The following is a 20,439-nucleotide window of genomic DNA, read 5'->3' as shown; positions in this document are numbered from 1 at the left end:
GCAAAACGGCTCCCACCTTAGCGTCCCGGCCTTAAGGCAGTCTTAAGGCCGGGGCTGGCCCCTCATTCGGCGCTGCAGGGGGCTTCTGCCGCGCCGCTCAGCATGCCTTCCCGCCCGGCTTCTCCGGCAGCGCTGCCCAGGCCCAGCTCGGCCTTGAGCAGCACGGCCAGGGTCAGGCTCATGGCCCAGGCGAACCACAGGGACCAGAGGGTGTGGGAGAGGAAGTGGGCGCCCTGGGCCATGCGCGCCAGTCCCATCACCCCGCCCAGTCCCAGGCCCAGGGCCAGGCCGAAGCGGGCCAGGCGGCGCCCGGCGGGGCGCAGGGCCAGGGCCCAGACGATCCACAGGAAACCGGCCGAGGCATGGCCGGCGGGGAAGCACTGGCCGGCCTTGATGCCTTCCGGGGGCGGGGCCAGGAGCGGCAGGTAGGGGGCGAAGCCGCCGAAATCCACCAGATCCCAGGGGCAGTGGCGGTGGGTCAGGTCCTTCAGGATGGTGGTGCCGATGGGGATCAGCAGCATGCCCAGGGCGGCCAGCAGGGCATTGCGCCGGGGCAGCCAGGCCAGCTCCCCCTTCCAGCCCAGGTAGCAGAAATAGAGGGCCCCGGCCACGGCCACGTAGGAGGCCTGCTTCATGCCGTGGTGCAGCACGTAGTCGAACAGCCAGTGGTGGCGCAGGGGGAATTCCCCCTGTCCCGGGTCGTAGAGGTGCCGGGCGATGTCCATGTCCAGGCTGGTGTTTTCGAACACCAGCAGCAGGAGCAGGGCGCTGACGATGAGCAGCAGGGCCTGGCTGGCGGGCCAGCGCCAGGGGGCGGTCCGGGAGGGGAAGGGGGTCAGCTGTGGCATGGGGCGGAAATGTCCAGTTGGGGGTCCCGGGCCTGGGTGCTCACATCCAGGAGGCCCAGCACCGTGTGGAACAGGTTGTCGTGGCTGGCGGGCTTGCCGGCCTCCCGGCGCAGGCAGGCGGTGTCCAGGCCGAAGCTTCTGGCGTAGCCGGGGGAAAGCCACATCAGCATGGGCACCCGGGTCTGCTCCCGGGGGGCGATGGCGTAGGGCATGCCGTGCAGGTAGAGGCCGTTCTCCCCCAGGGATTCCCCGTGGTCGGAGAGGTAGATCAGGGCCGTGTCGTAGCGCTCCGCCCTGGCTTTGAGGAAGTCCTGGGTGCGGGCCAGGAAATGGTCGGTGTACAGGAGCGCGTTGTCGTAGCTGTTGGCGATGGCTTCCTGGCTGCACTGACTCAGGTCGGCGGTGTCGCAGGTGGGGGTGAAGCGGCGGAAGCGTTCGGGATAGCGTTTGTAATAGGCGGGGCCATGGTTGCCCAGCTGGTGCAGCACCAGCACCAGGTTGCCCTGGGCGTCGGCGGCCAGCTGTTCGGCCCCTTCCAGGAGGATTTCATCCAGGCAGCGTTCCCCGTCGCACAGGCCCGGGAGCTGGGCATTGTGCAGGCGCTCTTGTTCCAGGCCCGAGCAGGTGCCCTTGCAGCCAGCCTGGTTGTCGCGCCAGACCACCTTGAAACCGGCCCGGTCCAGGACATGCAGCAGGGATTCGCTGTTCCTGATGGCGTCCTCGTCGTAGTGGCGGCGGCCCTGGGCCGAGAACATGCAGGGTACGGACACCTCGGTATTGGTGCCGCAGCTCGTCACCTCGGAGAACTGGATCAGGTCTCCCCGGCTGCCCAGCTCCGGGGTGCTGTTGCGGGGGGCGCCGTCGGGGCCCGGGTGCTGGCCCCAGTTGGCGGCCCGGGCGGTTTCTCCCACCACGATCACGAACAGCACCGGCTTTTGCCGCTGGCTCCAGGCGGCGCCCAGGGCGGCGTCGGGCCCGGTCACCTGTTTCGGGCCGGTTTCGGCCCGGGCATCCTTGCCCAGCACCCGGCCCAGGGAATAGAGGCTGTTGCCCGGGGTGATCAGGTAGCGCATTTCCTTGTTGTTGCGCATCAGGGCGGCCAGGTCCTGGAAGTTCAGGGCCAGACCCCCGGCCCCCAGGATCAGGGCCACGAGCAGCCCGGCGCCCCGGATCAGCAGCGCCCGGCCCCGGCTGACCGGGCGGAGCTGTACCCGTTGCAGCAGCACCAGGGGCAGGAGCAGGTAGAGGATCAGGTGGGGCAGCAGGTCCCAGGTGAGCAGCTCTTTAGCCTCGGCCGGGTCGGTGCGCAGCACGTTCCTGAGCATGTCCGGGTCCACGTAGATGCCGAACTTGGCCATGTAGAAGCTGGCGCAACAGGCCAGGGTGAGGAGCAGGGCAAGCAGGGGCTTCAGGGTATAGCGGTTGCCCAGCAGGCCGGGAATCAACGCATGCAGGGCGGTGATGCTGAGCCCCAGCCCCAGGGCCAGGCTCCAGGCGCCGGGGCTGGAGAGGGGCCGGGCTTGCAGCAGGGCGTGCCAGAAGGGGCCGTTGCAGGCCAGGGTGAACCACAGGCTGACGATCAGGATCAGGGTTTCCTGGCGGCAGGTGTAGTGGGGCAGCCGGAGCCGGGAGCGGAGGCCGTCCCCAGGATGGGCGGCGGACAGGGTCTGGGTGTTCATGGCCCGGGAGTCTGCCGGGCCGGGCGTGAGGCTTTAGTGAGATACCTGTGAGGAAATTGTGATGCCCCGGCCAAACTCCACTTCCAGCAGGGCGCCCCCTTCCGGGGCGTTGCGGGCCGTGGCCTGCCAGCCGCAGGCCTGGCAGATGTGGCGCACCAGGGCCAGGCCCAGGCCGTGGCCGGCGGCGGGGCCCTGGCGGGCAAAGCGGGCGAACAGCTGCTCCGGGTCCGTGGCGCCGAAGCCCGGGCCCTGATCTTGCACCTGCAGCCGGCTACCTTCCAGCCGGCAGCGCACCGGGCTGCCGTTCCCATGCTTCAGGGCGTTGTCCAGGAGATTGCGCAGCACCAGGTTGAGCAGGGCGGGGTCGGCCCGCAACAGGGTGCCGGGAGGCAGCTGCAGTTCCAGGCGGGCATCCGCCGGGGCCAGGCTCTGCCAGCTTTGCTCCAGGGCCTGGCCCAGGTCCACGTCTTCCTGCCACTGGGCGGCGGGGCGGGCTTCCCGGGCCAGCAGCAGCAGGCTTTCCGCCAGGCTGGTGATGCGGTCGCTGGCGGTCATGATGCGGCTGGCCCGGCGCCGGACGGCTTCCGGCAGCTCCGTCTGACTGGCCAGCAGTTCCGCATCGGTGCGGATGCCGGTCAGGGGGGTGCGCAGCTCGTGGGAGAGGTGGGCGTTGAAGTCCCGTTCCCGGGCCAGCAGGTCCCGCTGGCGCAGCTCGGCCGCATCCAGGGCCCGGGCCACGGCCAGCAGCTCCCGCTCCATGTCGGGCTGGGCGTAGGGCGCTTCGCCCCGGCCCTGGGCCAGGCGGGTGCTGAGGTTTTCCAGGCCCCGGGTGAGGCGGCCCGCCAGGGCGTGCACCAGCACCAGCACCAGGGCGCAGAGGATCAGGGCGCCGGAGAGGATCACCGTGCTCACCGCCTCCACCCGGGCCTGGTGCTCCGATTCGTCGTAGCGCAGGATGAAGCGGGCCCCCGGCGTGTCGCGCACCGCCAGGTGGTATTCCTGGTCGCCCAGGTAGATCTCGTGGTTGCCCACGGGCAGGGCGGCCAGCTCCGGGGTGAGTCCGGCGGGCAGGGGTTCCCCGGGGCGCAGGCGGTAGAGCTGCATGTTGGGGGTGTTGGGCAGGGCCAGCTGCTCCGAGGCGCCGCTGACGCGGATGCTGTATTCCAGCTGCTCGGCGAGGATGCTGTCGATGAATTCCTCTTCCATTTCCTCGTACATGAACACCAGGGCCAGAGCCTGGCCGAGGATCAGCAGCAGCACCAGAGCCGTCACCGAGACGGCGATTTTCAGGCGCATGCTGGGGGGGCGGCGGGGGCTCATCTCAGGCGCACACCAGCTTGTAGCCCAGGCCGTGCACATTGACCACCTGGACGCCGCTTTCTTCCCCCAGGGCCCGGCGCAGGGTATGCAGGACGCTGCGCAGGTTGTCGCTGGACTCCTGCTCGTGGCCCCAGATGGCGATTTCCAGCTCCCGCCGGGAGAACACCCGGTTCGGGTGGGGCAGCAGTTCCGCCACCAGCTTCAGAGCCTTGGGGGGCAGGCGCAGGGGCTGGCCGGCGAGCCGTACCTCCTGGGCGCTGCCGTCGTATTCCAGCGGCCCCTGGCGGCAGACGCCCGCTTGGGGCTGGGCTCCGGCGCGCCGGACCAGGGCCGAGAGGCGCACTTCCACCTCCTGCAGGGCAAAGGGTTTGACCAGGTAATCGTCGGCCCCGGCGGCGAAGCCCGTGAGCTTGTCTTCCAGGGTGTCCCGGGCGGTGAGGATGAGCAGGGGCAGGGCATTGCCAGCGGCGCGCAGGCGCCGGGCCAGGCCGATGCCGTCCCCGTCGGGCAGGTTGCGGTCCAGGATCGCCGCGTCGAAGCTGCTGCCCTGGAGCAGCAGGGTGGCGGCCGCCAGGGTGTGGGCGTAGTCGCACTGGTGCCCCCGGGCGTCCAGGTACTCGTAGAGGTTCTCGGCAATGGCCCGGTCGTCTTCGACGATGAGGATGCGCATGGCGGGGCGGCGGCGGGAAACGGGAGCGGCCATTATAGACGCCGGCCCGGCTTCCCCGGGCGCAGTACAATCCGGCCCATGCTGCATGTGCACACCTCCAACCGCTACGAGATCCTCAAGGCCCGCCTCCTGGCGCGCCTGGCCGAGGCACCGGCCGACCCCTTCCGGGCCCAGGAGGTGATCATCCCCAGCGCCGCCCTGAAGCGGGACCTGCAGCTGGCCATGGCCAGCCTGTACGGGGTGGCCGCCGGGGTGGAGTTTCCCTTCCTGGCCCAGTGGCTGTGGGACCGGATCGCCCAGCTGGTGCCCACGGTGGAAGCCGTTTCCCCCTTTGCGCCGGAGCGGGGCACCTGGCGCCTCTGGCGCCTGTTCCAGGAGGCGGATCTGGTGGCGGCCCACCCGCGCCTGGCCGGCTATCTGGCCGAGGCGGACCCGCTGATGAGCCTGGAGCTGGCCCGGCGGGTGGCCACCCTGTTCGAAACCTACATCACCTACCGGCCCGACTGGCTCGTAGCCTGGAGCCGGGGCGAGCCGGCCCGCCTGCCCGGCGCCGGGCCTCGGGAGCGCCAGGACGAAGCCTGGCAGATGGCCCTGTGGCAGCGCTTCACCGGAGGCTTGGGCACGGCCAGCCAGCATCCTTCCGCCGCCTTCTTCGACGCCCTGGAAGCCCTGGGCCCCGAGGGCGTGGCCCGGGCCGGGCTGCCGGCCGAGGCGCACATCTTCGGCCTCTCCTCCCTGCCGCCCCTGTACCTGAAGCTGCTGGCCCGGCTGGCGGACTGGACCGAGGTGCATCTCTACCTGCTCAATCCCTGCCGCGACTACTGGCTGGAGCTAGTGGCCAGCAAACGCCAGGCCCGGCTCGAAGCCGCCGGCCGGGACGCCTACCTGGACGACCGCTACCCCCTGCTGGCCGACTGGGGCCGCCAGACCCAGGCCCTGTTCGGGCTGATCCTGGAAACCGTGGCCGAAACCAGTGCCGAGGAGGGCCTGTTCCAGGCCAGCGGCGGCCCCCTGCTGCTGCAGCGCTTCCAGGACAGCCTGCTGGACCTGCAGCCGCCAGCCCCCGGGGCCTGGCCCCTGGCCGGGGACGACCGCAGCATCGAAATCCACGTGGCCCACTCCCTGGCCCGGCAGCTGGAAATCCTCCAGGATCAGCTCCTGGCCCGCTTCGAGGCCGACCCGGCCCTGGGACCCGGCGACGTGCTGGTGGCCCTGCCCGACCTGGATGCCGCCGCCCCCCTGATCGAAGCCGTGTTCGGCAGCGCCGGGCGGTTGCCCTACACCATCACCGGCCAGAAGGCGGCCCGGGACAACCCCGTGGCCCGGGTGCTGCTGCAGCTCCTGGACCTGGCGGCGCCGCCGGCCCGGCTGCCCGCCAGCCAGGTCTTCGCTCTGGTGCAGGAACCCCTGGTGGCCGCCGCCCTGGGGCTGGACGAAGCCGATCTGGAGCGCCTGCACCAGGCCCTGCAGGAAGCTGGCGTGCACTGGGGCCTGGACGCCCGGGCCCGGGCCGGTGCCGGGCTGCCGCCGGACGAGCGCCACACCTGGCGCGACGCCCTCGGCCGGCTGCTGCTCGGCTATGCCCGGGGCGATGCCGGGGAACCCTTTGCCGGCATCGCCCCGGCGGCTCGTCTGGGCGGCAGCCGGGCCCGGGTACTGGGCGCCCTGTGGCGGGTCCTGGAAAACCTGGAAGCCCTGGCCCGGGAGCTGGCCCAGCCGCGTCCGGCGGCGGCCTGGCGGGAACTGTGGCAGGGGCTGCTGCTGAACTGGCTGGGGGAGCGCCTGCCGGACCCGGAACAGGCCGAAGCCCTGCGCCAGATCCTCGCGGCCCTGGGGCCCCTGGCCCAGGCCATGGCCGAGGCGGACCCGGCCACCCCTATCCCCGCTGCGGCGGCCAGTCTGGCTCTCGAAGAAGCTCTGGAGGCCCAGGCCCGGGGCGGCATGCCGGCCGGCAGCATCACCTTCACCGCCCTGCCCAGCCTGCGCCAGCTGCCCTACAAGCTGATCTGCCTGCTGGGCCTGGACGACGGGGTTTTCCCCCGTCCCGAACGGCCCCTGGAGTTCGATCTCACCCCCCTGGAAACCCGGCCCGGGGACCGGCAGCGGCGCCAGGACGAACGCAACCTGTTCCTGGACCTGATCCTGGCGGCCCGGGAGGGGCTGTACCTGAGCTACACGGGCCGCAGCCAGCGGGACGATGCCCCCCTGCCGCCCTCCATCCTGGTGGCCGAACTGCTGGAATTCCTCTGCCGCGCCACCGGCGCTCCCCTGGAACGGCTGCGCCTGCAGCATCCGCTGCAAGCCTTTTCCCCTGTCTATTTCGACCCCCGGCGGCCGGACCCCCGGCTGTTGAGCCACGACGCCGCCCATGCCGCGGCCCTGGCCGCCCAAAGCCAGACCGCCGCCTGGAGCGCCCCCCTGGCGGCCGGGGAGGACGACGATGAAGCGGGCGGACCGCCCCCGGGCCAACCCCCGTTCTTCAACGCCGGCCTGCCGCCAGCGGTGCCGGATTCCCTGGGCCTGGCCCAGCTCCAGGCCTTCTTCCGCCACCCGGCCCGGGCCCTGCTGCGGGACCGCCTGGGCCTGGTGCTGCCCGGCAGCGAGGCGGAGCTGGAGGACGAGGAGCCCCTGCTCCTGGATGGCCTGGGCCGTTACGGTCTGGCCGGGCGGCTGCTCCCCGCCGCCCTGGCCGGGGCGGCGCCGGAGCAGCTCCTGGCCCAGGCCCGCAGCGGCCCCGAACTGCCCAGCGGCCAGGTGGGCGAGGCACTGCTGACCCGGGAGGTGGATGCCCTGCGCCGCTATGCCCGGGATCTGGCGCCCCGGCTGGCGGAGCTGGCCCCCGAACCCCTGGAGCTGCGCCTGGAACTCCAGGGGCTGGAACTGCACGGCCAGCTCCAGGGCTGGGGCCCCGCCGGCCTGCTGCGCTACCGCTGTGCCTCGGCCCGGGCCGGGGACTACCTGGCCGCCTGGCTCGATCACCTCTGCCTCAACCTGCTGGCTCCCCCCGGAGTGGCGCGGGAAACCCTGCATGTGGCGCGCAACAAGACCTTCCGCCTGCTCCCCGTGTCAGATCCTGCTGCTCTGCTGGCGGTCTGGTTGCAGGCCTGGCAACAGGGGCAGCTGCGCCCCCTGGCTTTTTATCCGGCTACGGCCTGGGCTTGGCACACGGCCGGTGAGGCCAAGGGGCGCCAGCACTGGCTGGGAACGGCCCAGCGCGCCGGCGAAGCCGCCGATCCCTGGTGGGCCCTGGCCCTGCGCGGCCAGGGCGAGCCCCTGGGAGCGGAATTCCTGGACTGGCAGGAGTGCCTGTTGGCCCCCTTGCTGGCCCATCTGGACGATCCGGAACTGGGCTGAGGCGGGCCCCCAGGCCGTGGGGGCAGGGGCAAGAACGGTGGCGGCCGTCCCGGGGCCGTCCGGCTTCCCGGTCCGATCCGGCGGGCTGCTAGAATCCGGGCCTCGGGGTTCCCCATTTCCGGCCTGTTGATCCATGACCCAACCTTCCCTCAAATCCTATGTCTGGCTGTCCATCGGCGCCGCTATTGCCACCATCGCCCTGAAGGCCTGGGCCTGGTGGCTCACCGGTTCCGTGGGGCTGCTCTCCGATGCCCTGGAATCCCTGGTGAACCTGGCCGGGGCCCTGATGGCCCTGTGGATGATCACCCTGGCGGCCCAGCCCGCCGACGACCGGCACGCCTATGGGCACAGCAAGGCCGAATATTTTTCCAGCGGCTTCGAAGGCTTCCTGATCCTGGCGGCCGCCTGCAGTATCGCCTATGCCGCCGTCGGCCGTCTGCTCGCGCCCCAGCCCCTGGAAGCCCTGGGCGTGGGCCTGCTGGTCTCGGTACTGGCTTCCCTGATCAACCTGTTCACCGGCTGGGTGCTGCTGCGGGCCGGGCGCCAGCACCGCTCCATCACCCTGGAGGCGGATGCCCACCACCTGCTCACTGATGTGTGGACTTCCGCCGGGGTGCTGCTGGGGCTGGTGGCGGTCTGGGCCACCGGCTGGCTGTGGCTGGACCCGGTGCTGGCCCTGCTGGTGGCGGCCAACATCGTGTGGACCGGGGTGAAGCTGGTGCGCCGTTCCGCCTCCGGGCTCATGGACGAGTCCCTGCCGCCGGAGCAGCTGCAGACCATCCATGGCGTCCTGGCGGCCTACGAGGCCCAGGGCATCGCCTTCCACGCCCTGCTCACCCGCCAGGCGGGGGCCCGGGCCTTCGTCACCGTGCATGTGCTGGTGCCCGGCCACTGGAGCGTGCAGCAGGGCCATGACCAGGTGGAGCTGATCGAGACCGACATCCGCCGGGCCCTGCCCCACGTGCACGTGCTCACGCACCTGGAACCCATCGAGGACCCCCTGTCCCTGGCCGACCAGGAGCTGGAACGACCCTGCCCATGAGCCTGCCCCTGGACGTCCATGACTGCCCCCTGGATGGCCTGGCCCTGATCGAGGCCTCCGCCGGCACGGGCAAGACCTGGGCCATCTGCGGCCTGGTGCTGCGGCTCCTGGTGGAGCGGGAGCTGTCCATGGACCAGGTGCTGGTGGTCACCTTCACCAATGCCGCCACCGCCGAACTGCGCGAGCGGGTGCGGGCCCGGCTGGTGGAGGTGCTGGACTGGCTGGCGGGGGAGGCGCACCGGGAAGATCCCTTCATTCCCCGCTTCGTGGCCGCCCAGGAGGCCCGGGGGCGGGACCGGGAAAGTCTCCGGGCCCGGCTTCGGGCGGCCTTGACCGCCTTTGACGAGGCTTCCATCTTCACCATCCACGGCTTCTGCCAGCGGGCCCTGGGGGAAAGCCCCTTTGCCGCCGCCCAGCCCTTTGCCCTGGAACTGGGGGATGGCAGCGACCTGGTGCGCCAGGTGGTGGCGGATTTCTGGCGGCTGCAGGTGGCCCACGGGGAGCTGCCGGCCCCCCTGGTGGACTGGCTCACCGGCCAGGGCCTGAGCCCGGAGCAGCTGGAACGGCTGCTGCAGCGGGCCCTGAAGAAACCCCTGGCCACAGTCCTCTGGCCGGAGCTCCCGGCGGCCCTGGCAGCCCCGGATACGGGTCCCCTGGAGCAGGCTTTTGCGGCTCTGGCCGGGTGCTGGCAGCAGGAGCGGCAGGCGGTGCTGGCACTCCTCAGCGCCCGCCTGCCGGACCTGAAGTATTTCAAGGAGGAGGACCTGGCCGCCGGCGCCCGGGACTGGGACGCCTACCTGGAGGCCGGGCAGCCCCTGGGGCCCCTGTCCGAGAAGGCCCTGGCCTTCCGGGCCTCGGTGCTGGCGGAAAAGAAGACCCGGGCCGGCAAGCAGCCCCCGCTCCATCCCTGTTTCGATCTGGCCGATGCCCTGGCCCGGGCCCGGGAATCCCTGGAAACACTGCTGGAAGCCCACCGCCTGGCCCTGTTCCGGCGCTTCCTGGAATGGGCGCCGGGGCAGGTGGCGGCGCGCAAGCGGGCCAGCCACCGGGTGGATTTCGACGATCTCCTGGGCAACCTGCACCAGGCCCTCACCGGGCCCCGGGGCGAGGCCCTGGCGGCCAGCCTGCGGCAGCGCTATCCGGCGGCCCTGATCGACGAATTCCAGGACACCGACCCGCTCCAGTTCGGCATCTTTCAGCGCATCTACGGCGGCGGCGAGCAGCCGGTGTTCCTGGTGGGCGACCCCAAGCAGGCCATCTACAGCTTCCGCCAGGCGGACCTGCACACCTACATGGCGGCCCGGAATCTGGCCAGGGCCCACTATCATCTGGATGCCAACCAGCGCTCCACGGAGGGGGTGATTGCCGGCATCAATGCCCTGTTCGGCGCCAATCCCCGGGCCTTCATGCTCGACGGACTGACGTTCCAGCCCACCCGGCGGGGGGAAAAACCCCTGGCGGAGCTGGCAGACAGCAGCACCCCGGAGCGGGCCGCCCTGCATTTCTGGCAGCTGCCGGAAGCGGACGGGACGCTGCTGGACAAACCCACGGCCCTGGCCCGGGCGGCCCAGGCCACGGCGGAGGAAATCGCCCGCCTGCTCCAGGCCGGGCGCCAGGGCCAGCTGCGCATCGGCAGCGCAGCCCTGCAGGCCGGGCGGATCGCGGTGCTGGTCCGGACCCACAAGCAGGGACGGCTGATCCGCCAGGCCCTGGCGGCGGTGGGCCTGAAAGCCGCCGAACTGGCTCAGGACAACGTCTTCCAGTCCGCCGAGGCGGAAGACCTGGAACGCTTCCTGGCGGCCCTGCTGGAACCGGCCCGCACGGGATTCCTCAAGACCGCCCTGGGGACGCCCCTGCTGGGCCAGACGGCCGAGGCCATTGCCGCCCTGGCCGAGGATGAGGCGGCCCTGAACGCCTGGGTGGAGCGCTTCGGCCGCTGGCACCGGCTGTGGCAGGAGCGGGGCATCATCCCGGCCCTGGGCGCCGCCGGGCGGGAGCTGCACCTTTCGGCCCGGCTGCTGGGCCTGCCCGAGGGGGAGCGGCGCCTCACCAACCACCTGCATCTCCTCGAGCTGCTGCACCAGGCCGAAGCCCTCACGCCCCAGCCGGTGCGCCTGTTGCGCTGGTTTGCGGCCCAGCGGCGCGAGCCCCGGGCCGACGAGGTGGCCCAGCTGCGCCTGGAGTCGGACCGGGACCTGGTGAGCATCGTCACCATCCACAAGGCCAAGGGCCTGGAATACGACCTGGTGTTCTGCCCCTTCCTCTGGGAGGGGGGCATCAAGCCCCGCAGCGACGGCCTGCCCGGCCATGCCTACCACGACGAAGAAGGGCGATTGCTGCTCGACTACCGTCCGGAAGGGGAGGCCCCGGGCAAGCAGGCGGCCAAGCTGGAGCAGGCGGCGGAACTGCTGCGTCTCTACTACGTGGCCCTGACCCGGCCCGTGCAGCGCTGCTACCTGGTCTGGGGCGCCTATGGCCGCGCCGTGGCGGGAGGCAGCATGAGCCGGGCCGAGAGCAGCCGCAGCCTGCTCAACTGGCTGGTGGCCGGGGCCGGCCTCAGTCCTGAGGACTGGCTGGGCATGGAAAGCCGCAAGCTGCCCGACGGCCCCACCCTGGCGGCCGCCTGGCAGCAGCTGATTAAGGACCTGGGGGCGAGTAGTGAAACCCTGCCCGAGCCGGGCCGCTACCGGCTCGACGCCCTGCCGGCCGGGCCTGATCCGGAAGTGGCCCAGGCTCGCCGCCCCCTGCGCCCGGACTGGCGCATCGATAGTTTTTCCGGGCTGGTGCGGGGCGCCAGCCTGGGGGACGGCAGCGACCACGACGGCCTGCTCGGGGTGGAGCCCTTGCCCCAGCTCCAACCCGAAGTCACCCTGCCGGCCAGCGACGTGCTGCACTTTCCCCGGGGCCCCCGGGCCGGGGACTGCATCCACCACCTCTTCGAATTCGCGGATTTCACCAGCCCGGACAGCTGCCGCAACGCGGCCCGGGCCGCCTTGATCCAGCATCCCCCCGGCGACCCGGCCCAGGGGGAGCTGTACCTGGCCATGCTGGAGGGCCTGGCGGCTGACGTGCTGGCCACGCCCCTGGCCCTGCCCGGTGCCAGCGCCCCCCTCTGCCTCAGCCGCCTGGGCTGGGAACGGCGCCTGGTGGAGATGGAATTCCACCTGCCCGTCGCCCGGCTGGCGCCGGAGCGGCTCCAGGCCATCATGCACCGGTACGGGGAGGCCATACCCCAGCTGGCCTTTCCCGCCCTGCAGGGCTTTCTCAAGGGTTTCATGGATCTGGTGTTCGCCCACGAGGGGCGCTACTACGTGCTCGACTGGAAGAGCAACCACCTGGGCTGGCAGCCCGCCGACTATGGCCCCGGCCCCATGCAGCGGGCCATGTTCGAGCACGGCTACAACCTCCAGGCCCGGCTCTACCTGCTTGCCCTGCACCGGTTCCTGGCCTTCCGTCTGCCCGACTACGACCCGGCCCGGCATCTGGGGGGCGCCTGCTACCTGTTCGTGCGCGGCGTGCGCCCGGGCTGGCGCCTGGAGGACGGTAGTCAGGCCGGGGTCTGCCTGCTGCCGCCCCGGCCGGAGTTGATCCTGGAACTGGAAACCCTGCTGGCCGATCCGGTCCGGGAACGGCTGGCCCTGGAGATCGCCCCATGACTACCCTGGATGCCGCCCTGGTCTGGTTCCGCCGGGACCTGCGCGACTACGACCACGCCGCCCTGTACCAGGCCCTGAGCCAGGCCCGCCGGGTCTATTGCGCCTTCGTCTTCGACCGGGACATCCTCGACCTCCTGCCCCAACCCTGGGATCGGCGGGTGGAGTTCATCCACGGTTCCCTGGTGCAGCTGGCGGCCGCCCTGGAAGCCCGGGGCGGCGGGCTCCTGGTGTTACACGGCCGGGCCGGGGAGGAAATCCCTGCCCTGGCCCGGGAGCTGGGGGTCCAGGCCGTATTCGCCAACCGGGATTACGAGCCCGCCGCCAAGGCCCGGGATGCCCGGGTGACGGCACGCCTGGAGGAAGCGGGCATCACCTTCGTCTGTCCCAAGGACCAGGTGATCTTCGACCGGGACGAGGTGCTGACCCAGGGAGGGCGTCCGTACACGGTATTCACCCCCTACAAGAATGCCTGGCTGAAAAAGCTGGCGGCCCCGGGGGGCGACTTCTGGCTGCGCCCCTATCCGGAACAGCCTGCTGGCGGCGGCCAACTGGTTCCGCCGCCCCGGGCGAGCGCCCTGCCGGATCTGGCGGCACTGGGTTTTGCCCCCAGCAACCTGGCGGAACTGGGCATCCGCCCCGGCATGGCCGGGGCCCGGGCCGCCTGGGCAGATTTCCAGGATCGCCTGGGCCGTTACAAGGCCCTGCGGGACTTTCCCGCCGCGAAGGGAGTTTCCTACCTCTCGGTGCATCTGCGCTTCGGTACCCTGTCCATCCGCGAACTGGCAGCGGCGGCCTGGCGCCAGGGCGGGGAGGGAGCGGAAACCTGGCTTGCGGAACTGGTCTGGCGGGACTTCTACTTCATGCTGCTGGACCACTTCCCCCACGTGGAAGGCGCCAGCTTCAAGCCTGAGTTCGACGCCCTGGTCTGGGACGACTGGCCCGAGGGGCTGGCCGCCTGGCAGCAGGGGCGCACCGGCTATCCCCTGGTGGACGCGGCCATGGCCCAGCTGAACCAGAGCGGTTACATGCACAACCGCCTGCGCATGGTGGTGGCGAGTTTTCTCACCAAGGACCTGGGGATCAGCTGGCAGGCCGGGGAGCGCTATTTTGCCGGGCAGCTCAACGATTTCGACCTGGCCGCCAACAACGGCGGCTGGCAGTGGGCCGCCTCCACGGGCTGCGATGCCCAGCCCTGGTTCCGCATCTTCAACCCGGTGACCCAGTCGGAAAAGTTCGATCCCCAGGGCAAGTTCATCCGCCGCTACCTGCCCCAGCTGGCGGCCGTGCCGGACAAGTACATCCACGCCCCCTGGACCCTGCCGCCCCTGCTGCAAAGGCAACTAGGGGTGCAGATCGGGCGCGATTACCCGGCCCCCATCGTGGACCACGCCCAGGCCCGGGCCCGTACCCTGGCCCGTTTCGAGGCCATCAAGGGCAAGGGAAAACCTGACGCGGGGCCGGGCGAAGAGGGATAATCCCCGGGCCAAGTGAGTACGAAAAGGAGATGAGCATGATCAAGCGCCTGCTGCCGCTGACCCTGGTGTCCCTGTTGCTGGCTGCCGGGATGGCCCGGGCCGACGATGCGGACCTGGGCAAGCTGGAGTTCAAGAACAGCTGCGCCGCCTGCCATGGCATGGACGGCAAGGGAGGAACGGAAATGGGCGAATTCCTGCGCATCCAGCCCCCGGACCTGTCCCAGCTGCAGAAGAACAATGGCGGCGTCTTCCCCACCGCCCGGGTGTACAACACCATAGACGGCCGCCAGGCCGTCAAGGCCCACGGTCCCCGGGCCATGCCCGTCTGGGGTCAGCGCTACACCGACGACGCGGCCCAGGTCTATGCCGATCCCCTGCTGGGCGAGCGCACCGTCCGGGTCCGCATCCTGGCCCTGATCGACTACCTGTACCAGCTGCAGCGCCCCTGAACCAGGGTTTTCCCTTCACCATGCAAAAGGCCCGGCATTGCGCCGGGCCTTTTTGCTGGGGCTGGGAGGGACGGGTCAGCTGCGGCCCGTATAGCCCGCCAGCAGGCGCAGCAGCTCCTCTTCGTCGTAGGGCTTGCCCAGGTAGTGGTTGGCACCGATTTCCATGGCGTAGTTGCGGTGCTTGTCCGCCGTGCGCGAGGTGATCATGATGATCGGCACCTGGGTCAGCCGCTCGTCGGCGCGGATGTTGCGCACCAGGTCGAAGCCGTCCATGCGGGGCATCTCGATGTCCGACAGGATCACGTCGGGAATCTTGTCGATCAGCTGTTCCAGGGCATCGACCCCGTCCTTGGCCAGTTCCACCAGGTAGCCTTCCCGGGCCAGCAGCTTGCTGGTGATCTTGCGCACCGTGAGGGAGTCGTCCACCACCAGCACCGTGGGCTGATGGGTGACGGGGGCTGGCGCCGGGGTTTCCTGGGGCGCCACCGGGGCGGCGGACTCGATGCTGGCGCTGATGGCCGGCTGGCGGGTTGCCAGGGCCACCGGGTTGAGGATCAGCACCACCTGGCCGTCCCCCAGCACCGTGGCGCCGGCGATGCCGACCACCCGGGCCATCTGGGGCCCCACGTTCTTGACCACGATTTCCTGGTTGCCGCGCATTTCGTCCACCAGCACGGCCACCCGCTGGGCGCCGGAGCGCAGCAGCAGCACCCAGTACAGGCGCCGGTGCGCCGGCTGGGTCTGGTTGTCCCCCAGGAGGCGGGGCAGGTAGTGGAAGGGGTAGTGCTGGTCCTGCCAGACGGCTTCGCCCTTCTCGCGCATCTCGTTCAGGGGCTTGTCGCGGATTTCCATGACCTGTTCGATCATGGCCGAGGGAATCGCGAACAGGCGCTCGCCCACCTGCACCAGAACGGTCTGGGTGACCGCCAGGGTGAGGGGCAGGTAGAGGCGGAAGGTGGTGCCCTGGCCGGGTTGAGTGATGACTTCGATACGGCCGCCCAGGGAGGTGACCTCGGTCTTCACCACGTCCATGCCGACACCCCGGCCGGCCACCTGGGAGACTTCGGCGGCGGTGGAGAAGCCGGAGTGGAAGATGAAGTCCACCAGCTTGTGGTCGTCCACCTGTTCGCCGGGGGCGATCAGGCCGGCGCTTTCGGCCTTGGCGCGGATGCGGGCCAGGTCCAGGCCGGCCCCGTCGTCGGACAGGGTGAGGATGATTTCGTTACCTTCCTGGGCCAGACCCAGGCTGATTTCACCGATTTCCTCCTTGCCGGCGGCCAGCCGCTTGTCCCGGGTTTCCAGACCGTGGGCCACGGCATTGCGCAGCATGTGTTCCAGGGGGGAGAGGACTTTTTCCAGCACCGAACGGTCCAGTTCCACCTGGCCCCCGTGCAGTTCCAGGTTGGCCCGCTTGCCCACTTCCTTGGCCGTCTGGCGCACCAGCCGGTAGAGCCGTTCGCTCTGGCTGGCGAAGGGCACCATGCGCACGCTCATCAGGGACTGCTGCAGGCTGCGGTTGAGGCGGGCCTGGGCGGTGATGGCGGCGTTGGCGTCATCCAGGTTCTTGAGCAGGTTCTGCTGCACCGTGGCCACGTCGTTTACCGACTCGGCCATCATCCGGGTGAGTTCCTGGAAGCGGGTGAAGCGGTCCAGCTCCAGAGGGTCGAAATCGGCCTTGGTCTCGTGGCTGGTGTTGGCCTGGATCTGGGTTTCCGCCTGGATTTCGATTTCCCGCAGCTGGCGCCGCAGGCGGATCACGTTTTCCGTCAGGTCCAGGAGGGAGTCCTTCAGTTCCCGCATTTCCCCTTCGATCCGGGCTCGGGCGATGGAGAGCTCGCCGGCTTCGTTCACCAGCTGGTCCACCAGGTCGGCCCGTACCCGCAGCAGGGCCCGCTGGCCCCCTTCGGCTTCCGCCGCTTCCGGGTGCTGGGGTGCCGCCGGGGCGGCAGTGCTGATGCTGGCGGCCGGAGCGGCCTGGACCGGGGCCGCAGGGGCTGCCGGGGCGCCGGTTTCGGCGGGGCTGCTTTCTTCGGTGGCGGCGGCCGGTAGGCCGGGCAGGCTGTAATCACCGGCCTGGTAGCGTTCCACGGTCTGGGCCAGGATGTCGCAGGCGGCCTCGATTTCTTCCAGGTCCCCGTCGCTGATCTGCTGGCTGCGGGTCAGTTCGCTGACCCGGCTTTCCACGGCGTGGGTGAGCTGGCCCAGGTTCATGGCGCCGGCCATGCGGGCGCTGCCCTTGAAGGTGTGCAGCAGGCGCGCCAGGGAGTGGGGGGCTTCCTCACCGGCCTTGTCGGCCTGCCAGGCGGCGATCTGGGTCTGGAAGCCTTCCACCAGTTCCTGGGCTTCTTCCAGGAAGATGGGCAGCAGCTGTTCGTCCAGCTCGTCCTGGAGCATGGGGGGCAGGTCGCCGCTGGGGGCTTCATGGACCGCCGCCGGAGCGGCGGCTTCGGGGGCGGCAGGAACCGCCGGCTCCGCCACCGGGACCGGGGGCTGTTCCGCTTCCAGGATTTCTTCGTGGGCGGCGGCGCCGAGCACGGCGGCCAGGTCCTGGTCGGGTGCGGGCTGGCTGCAGGGGTCCGGTTTGGGCGGATAGAGCTGGGACAGGGCGTCGATCAGGCTGGGCTGGGCTTCGGGCATGTGCCCTTCGGCCAGCCGGGCGAGCATGCCTTCGAGCATGTCCAGGGTCTGGCGCAGGATTTCCTGGCCTTCCAGGCTGTCCGGGTGCTGGGCGGCGTCCCGGCGCAGCAGGGCGTGCTCCAGGGCCTGGCCCAGCTTGTTGACCGGAATGATGCCCACGGTGCCGGCGATGCCGGCCAGGGTATGGGCGGCCCGGCCCACTTCGAAGGGGGTGCTCATGGCCGGGGCCTGGGCCAGCTCTTCCAGGAAGTGCTGCAGATTGTCCAGGTGGCCCCGGGCCTCGTCCCGGAAGATTTCGTAGAGCTGGGGCGAAACGGTCAGGGTCTGGCCTCGGCCTTCGTCCTCGGGGATCGTCGGGGCCTCGGGTTCGCTGAGCGCTTCAGGTTCGGGCTCGGCTTCCGGCTCGGGGGGCGCTGCTTCTTCGGGGAAGGTGATTTCCTCTTCCACCGCTTCCGCTTCCGGGGGGAATTCGATTTCCAGGGGGCCGGGTTCCGGGGCCGTTTCCGGCAGCGCCGGCTCGGCCATGAAGGACGGGGCTTCCGGTTCGGCGGCGGGAGGCGCGGGCAGGTCCTCGTCCAGGTCGAAGCTCATGTCCAGGGCCGGCATCAGTTCCAGGGATTCCACTTCCTGGGGCTGCATCTGGACGGGGGCCGGTTCCGGTTCTTCTTCGATGTCCAGGGAGCCCAGTTCGAAGCGGGAAGCCAGCAGGTCGGCGGGCATTTCCTCTTCGTCGGCTTCGGGGCCGGCCACCGGGGCGGGAGCTTCTTCCCGCAGCAGCTCGGCTGCCGGGGCTTCCAGCTCCGGAGGCGGTGGCGGGGCGGCGGGGGCTTCGCTTTCCACGCCGCGCAGCCGTTCCGCCAGGGTGATCAGGGGAGCGGGGTCGGGCATCAGGCCGTCGCCGCTGGCCAGGTGCTCCACCCAGACGCTGAACACCTGGTGGGTGAGGCTGATCATTTCCAGCAGTTCGGGGCTGGTTTCCTGTTCCTGGCGCAGCCACAGGTTGAGGGTCTGCTCCACGGCCCAGGCGGTTTCGCCCAGATCCTTGAGCCCCACCATGCGGCCGCTGCCCTTGAGGGTGTGTACCGAACGGCGGATGGTGGTCAGGGTGTCGGTGTTGTGGGGCTGCTGGCGCAGGGTGGCGAGGCTGTCGCCGATGGTGCCCAGCACTTCCTGGGCTTCTTCCAGGAAGATGGAGAGCAGTTCCGCATCCAGCTCGTCGGTGCTGGCCTGGGCCAGCTGCAGGGTTTCCTCGGACGGGGCTGGGGCTTCGGGCTGGGCACCGATGGGGGCCAGGGCTTCGGCCACGGCCTGCATCTGCGGCTGGTCGGCCTTGCTCTCGGCCAGGGCGGAGAGGGCGGCCTTGGCCTGGGCCAGCAGGGCCTGGTCGGCCACCAGGTCGGCATCTTTCTGCAGGGCCTGCAGGTGGGCCTGCAGGTCGTCCCGCAGGGCCGGGTCTTCGGGCCGTGTCTTGATGGCTTCGAGCAGGTGCCGGGTCTCGGCCTTGAGCCGTTCGAGCTGGCTTTCGACGCTGGCGACCGGGGCTTCTTCCTCTTCTTCCGGCTCCGGGCTGGCCAGTTCTTCCTCGGGCTCGGCCTGGGCTTCGGCTTCGCTGTCCTGGCCCTGGAGCTTCTGCAGGAATTCCTGGAAGTCCACGTTGCCGTGCTGCAGGGCGTCGATGAAGAAGCCCAGGATGGAGAGCTGCTGGGCCACGGCTTCGAAGTCCGCGGCTTCGTGGGGCTGGTCCGGGCGGGTGAAGGCGAGGATGCGCTGTTCGCACTCGCCCAGATAGGCCACGGCGCCATCCTGGCCCAGGATGGTCAGGGCGCCGGAGATCTGGCGCAGGGGGCCTTCCAGGCTGGTGGCTTCGGGGCGCTTGCTGGTGTCGCGGAAATAGGCGTCCAGGACCTGTTCGATCTGGGCCAGGTTGCTCTGGATTTCCCGGGCCACCTGGGCCATGAGCAGACGCTCCTGGGCCCGGCGGGACATTTCGTCCAGGAGCGGGATGTCGCTGTCGGCGGGGGTTTCCCCGGCCATGCAGGTGTGCAGGCGCTCCACCATCAGGTCCACCTGCTGGGCGAAATCCTGGCCCAGGCGGGTGTAGTTTTCCAGGGCGGTCTGGATCAGCAGCAGGGCCGTGGCGATTTCCATGGCCACGCCATCGGACTGGCGCGAGGGCTGCTGGGCCAGCCAGTTGGCGGCGGCGGTGAGGGCCTGGGCCAGGCGCTTCAGGTCCGTGTGGTCCAGGTCAGCTGCCAGCTGGGCACTGTTGCGGGTCTGGTCCACGAAGGCGGTGAGGGCCGAGGCGCTGCCGGCGCAGAAGCGGTTCCACTGCTCCTCGGCGGTGGCGATGGTTTCCTTGAGCCGGCGCAGGGTGGCTTCCTGGGGTGCGTGGCCCGGGCTCTTGATCCGTTCCGGGGCGGGAATCAGGCGTTCCAGCTGGTACGTGGCCTGGATTTCCGCCAGCAGGGGGTCGGCGCTGGCCGGGCTGTGGGCGACGAAGTACAGGGAGTCCCGCAGCAGCCGTTCGGCCACCCCGGGGTTACCTTCCAGCAGGCGGCGGATCTGCAGGTCGATGCGGGCGCACAGGGAGCGGGCATCACCGGCGCGGCTGGCGCCATGGGCCAGGGCTGTGACCAGGCCCAGGGCAGCCCACCAGAAGGCCCGGGCCGAGGGGGAAATCTGGGTGGCTTCGATGCGGCGCAGGGCTTCCTGCATCAGGGTCAGGCCGTCGTTGCTGGCGCTGCTGCCTTCGGGCTGGCGCAGCCAGGCGAGCAGGCCCTTCTGGAAGCGGCTGCGTTCGGAGCGGATCAGCTTCAGCCGTTCTTCCTGGGTCAGGGGAACTCCGGCCGGACGCTTGGGCGGGCGCAGGTTCAGGTCCGGGAAGAACAGGTCGGTGGGGTTGGCCGGACGCTTGCCCAGGGCTGCCGCCAGGGTCTGGTAGGTGGGCAGCAGGCGCAGGGGCTGGTTGGGCTCCCCGGCCATGAGGTCGTCCAGATACTGGCGCAGGGCGGCCAGGGCATCCTGGATGGCGGGCAGGGCTCGGGTCGGGGGGCTGACCGCGCCGCTTTCCAGGGCGCCCAGCAGGGTTTCCAGGGCGTCGGTGAGCTGGGTTACCCCGTCCAGGCCCACCACCGACAGGGCCCCGTGCACCTGGTGCAGGTGGGTGCGGCAGAATTTGAGCTGGGTGGCGTCCCCGTGTTCCCGGAACTGCTGGAGTGCTTCCGTGGCCCGTTCCAGGGCGAGGTCGATCTCCCCCTTGACCCAGGTCAGGGGGCCGAGATCGAAGTCCGTGGCTGCATTCATGGGCAA

Annotated in this window: 10 protein-coding genes; 5 read left to right on the top strand and 5 right to left on the bottom strand. The window is 70.5% G+C overall.

What is annotated here, in order from left to right; all coding sequences use genetic code 11:
- Nucleotides 1-62: 62 nt before the first annotated feature.
- From G474_RS19580 to G474_RS0104895, 4 genes are read right to left on the bottom strand one after another with little or no spacing between them, the layout of a single operon-like run.
- On the bottom strand, nt 63-848 hold the full coding sequence (locus G474_RS19580) for a phosphatase PAP2 family protein (protein WP_051281861.1): 786 nt from the start codon (nt 846-848) through the stop codon (nt 63-65).
- Complete coding sequence (locus tag G474_RS0104905) at nt 836-2,527, bottom strand: phosphoethanolamine transferase (RefSeq protein ID WP_084513564.1); 1,692 nt, start codon at nt 2,525-2,527, stop codon at nt 836-838. The genes G474_RS19580 and G474_RS0104905 overlap by 13 nt, the downstream gene beginning before the upstream one ends.
- A 33-nt stretch (nt 2,528-2,560) precedes the next feature.
- Nucleotides 2,561-3,847, bottom strand: a complete 1,287-nt coding sequence (locus G474_RS19575; RefSeq protein ID WP_245589303.1) for a sensor histidine kinase — start codon at nt 3,845-3,847, stop codon at nt 2,561-2,563.
- 1 nt (nt 3,848) lies between these two features.
- On the bottom strand, nt 3,849-4,517 hold the full coding sequence (locus G474_RS0104895; RefSeq protein WP_043463302.1) for a response regulator transcription factor: 669 nt from the start codon (nt 4,515-4,517) through the stop codon (nt 3,849-3,851).
- A 78-nt stretch (nt 4,518-4,595) separates the two neighbouring features.
- Here G474_RS0104895 and recC point away from each other — a divergent pair, with 78 nt between their 5' ends.
- The 5 genes from recC to G474_RS0104870 all read left to right on the top strand — a co-directional run bounded on the left by recC (nt 4,596) and on the right by G474_RS0104870 (nt 14,493).
- On the top strand, nt 4,596-7,871 hold the full coding sequence (recC, locus tag G474_RS0104890) for an exodeoxyribonuclease V subunit gamma (protein WP_026686004.1): 3,276 nt from the start codon (nt 4,596-4,598) through the stop codon (nt 7,869-7,871).
- Between the two features lie 133 nt (nt 7,872-8,004).
- Entirely contained in the window at nt 8,005-8,913 is a 909-nt protein-coding gene (locus G474_RS0104885) for a cation diffusion facilitator family transporter (RefSeq protein WP_026686003.1), read from the top strand.
- Nucleotides 8,910-12,569 carry an exodeoxyribonuclease V subunit beta gene (gene recB, locus G474_RS0104880; protein WP_026686002.1) on the top strand — a complete coding sequence of 1,220 codons (3,660 nt, stop codon included), beginning with the start codon at nt 8,910-8,912 and terminating at the stop codon, nt 12,567-12,569. Before G474_RS0104885 ends, recB begins: the two co-directional genes overlap by 4 nt.
- Before the next feature lie 5 nt (nt 12,570-12,574).
- Complete coding sequence (locus G474_RS0104875; RefSeq protein ID WP_026686001.1) at nt 12,575-14,044, top strand: FAD-binding domain-containing protein; 1,470 nt, start codon at nt 12,575-12,577, stop codon at nt 14,042-14,044.
- 35 nt (nt 14,045-14,079) lie between these two features.
- Nucleotides 14,080-14,493 (top strand): c-type cytochrome, encoded by a 414-nt coding sequence (locus G474_RS0104870; protein ID WP_026686000.1) that lies wholly within the window; start codon nt 14,080-14,082, stop codon nt 14,491-14,493.
- Between the two features lie 75 nt (nt 14,494-14,568).
- Here G474_RS0104870 and G474_RS0104865 read toward each other — a convergent pair whose 3' ends face one another.
- A complete protein-coding gene (locus G474_RS0104865; protein ID WP_026685999.1) occupies nt 14,569-20,433 on the bottom strand; it encodes an Hpt domain-containing protein in 5,865 nt (1,954 codons plus the stop codon).
- Nucleotides 20,434-20,439 lie beyond the last annotated feature (6 nt).

It is taken from the genome of Azovibrio restrictus DSM 23866 (genome assembly GCF_000429665.1).
GTDB lineage: Bacteria > Pseudomonadota > Gammaproteobacteria > Burkholderiales > Rhodocyclaceae > Azovibrio > Azovibrio restrictus.
Note: the sequence above shows the minus strand (reverse complement) of the source record. Positions and strands in the feature narration are given on the sequence as shown.

Coding starts and splice junctions, on each gene's coding strand:
- G474_RS0104885 (WP_026686003.1), top strand. CDS start 8,005: ATGACCCAACCTTCCCTCAAATCCTATGTCTGGCTGTCCATCGGCGCC.
- recB (WP_026686002.1), top strand. CDS start 8,910: ATGAGCCTGCCCCTGGACGTCCATGACTGCCCCCTGGATGGCCTGGCC.
- recC (WP_026686004.1), top strand. CDS start 4,596: ATGCTGCATGTGCACACCTCCAACCGCTACGAGATCCTCAAGGCCCGC.
- G474_RS0104895 (WP_043463302.1), bottom strand. CDS start 4,517: ATGCGCATCCTCATCGTCGAAGACGACCGGGCCATTGCCGAGAACCTC.
- G474_RS0104865 (WP_026685999.1), bottom strand. CDS start 20,433: ATGAATGCAGCCACGGACTTCGATCTCGGCCCCCTGACCTGGGTCAAG.
- G474_RS0104870 (WP_026686000.1), top strand. CDS start 14,080: ATGATCAAGCGCCTGCTGCCGCTGACCCTGGTGTCCCTGTTGCTGGCT.
- G474_RS0104905 (WP_084513564.1), bottom strand. CDS start 2,527: ATGAACACCCAGACCCTGTCCGCCGCCCATCCTGGGGACGGCCTCCGC.
- G474_RS19575 (WP_245589303.1), bottom strand. CDS start 3,847: ATGAGCCCCCGCCGCCCCCCCAGCATGCGCCTGAAAATCGCCGTCTCG.
- G474_RS19580 (WP_051281861.1), bottom strand. CDS start 848: ATGCCACAGCTGACCCCCTTCCCCTCCCGGACCGCCCCCTGGCGCTGG.